The organism is Streptomyces sp. NPDC059564, assembly GCF_042735575.1.
Classification (GTDB): Bacteria; Actinomycetota; Actinomycetes; order Streptomycetales; family Streptomycetaceae; genus Streptomyces.
On the sequence record NZ_JBHWBP010000689.1, the window covers coordinates 1 to 1345 of the forward strand.

1 protein-coding gene and 1 pseudogene are annotated in these 1345 nt (G+C 79.8%); one reads left to right on the plus strand and one right to left on the minus strand.

All coding sequences use genetic code 11. The features are described from left to right. Positions 1 to 950: NAD(P)/FAD-dependent oxidoreductase (locus ACFV0Q_RS41660; RefSeq protein ID WP_385013327.1), on the plus strand; the 950-nt coding region annotated here is incomplete at its 5' end. Between the two features lie 49 nt (positions 951 to 999). Here the strand turns inward: ACFV0Q_RS41660 and ACFV0Q_RS41665 are convergent. Next, a pseudogene (locus tag ACFV0Q_RS41665) lies at positions 1000 to 1345 on the minus strand (hypothetical protein); the annotation flags it as partial.

Consider the following 1345-nt stretch of genomic DNA (forward strand, 5'->3'; position numbering starts at 1 on the left):
TCCTGGAACCGCGGCCGACCCCGATCGACAAGGCCTGCGGGGAGGGGCTGATGCCGGGCGCGGTCCGCCGGTTCGAGGACCTCGGCGTGCCGGTGCCGGGCCGCCCCTTCCACGGGATCCGCTACGTGGACGGCCTGACGGGGCGGCGCGCGGAGGGCCTCTTCCGCGCGGGCCCCGGGCGCGGCACCCGGCGTACGGAACTCCAGGCGGCGCTGGCCGCGCGGGCCGAGGCGCTGGGCGTACGGGTCCTCGCCCGGCGGGCCGGCGAGGTCCGCCAGGACGGGGACCGGGTCGGCGCGGCCGGGCTGACGGCCCGGTACCTGGTGGCGGCGGACGGCCTGCACTCGCCGGTGCGGCGCGCCCTGGGCCTGGCGGTGGCGGCCCCGCCGGGGCGGCCCGCGCGCTACGGGCTGCGCCGCCACTACGCCGTGGAGCCGTGGAGCGACCTGGTGGAGGTGCACTGGGCGCGCGACTGCGAGGCCTACGTGACCCCGCTGGGACCGGACCGCATCGGGGTGGCGGTGCTGACCTCCCGGCAGGCCCCCTTCGACGCCCAGCTGGCCGCCCGCTTCCCCACTCTGGCCGCCCGGCTGCCACCGCCCGCGCCCGGAGCCGTGGTGCGCGGCGCCGGGCCGCTGCGCCAGCGGGCGCGGACCCGGGTGGCGGGGCGGGTGCTGTTCGTCGGGGACGCTGCCGGGTACGTGGACGCGCTGACCGGCGAGGGCCTGACCCTGGCCGTGTCGGCGGCGGGGGAACTCGTACGGTGCGTGCGCGCGGGCCGCCCCCAGGAGTACGAGCGGGCGTGGCGGGAGCTGTCGCGCGGCTACCGCGTCCTCACCGGCGCCCTGCTGTGGGCGCGCGGGCGGCCTCCGCTGGCCACCCGGATCGTCCCGCTGGCGGCGCGGCTGCCCGGGGTGTTCGCGGGGGCGGTGAACCTGCTGGCACGGTGAGGGACCCCGGCCGCGCAGTAAGCGGCCGGGGCCCCTCGTCCGGGTGGGGTCAGGCGGTGTCGCCCGCCCCGGTGGGCGGCGGCCGGTACATCAGGGCCAGTCCGGCCAGGACCGCTCCGGCGCCGGCGCACAGCACCGCCGTCACGCCGGCCCAGGGGTACGTCCCGCCGAACGCGCCCTCCAGGGGGTCGAAGAACACGACCCCGCCGACGACGTGCAGGGTGACGACCGCGAGGGCGGCCACCGCCGCGGCCCGCCACACCACCGGGGTGTCCCGGACCGCGAGCACGGCGCCGAACACCAGGCACAGCAGGGACGCGGCCGGCGGCAGCCACTGGGCCGTACCGGGAACGGCCAGGGCTGCCGGGTCCTGCGGCAGGTGCAGGACCCCGCAC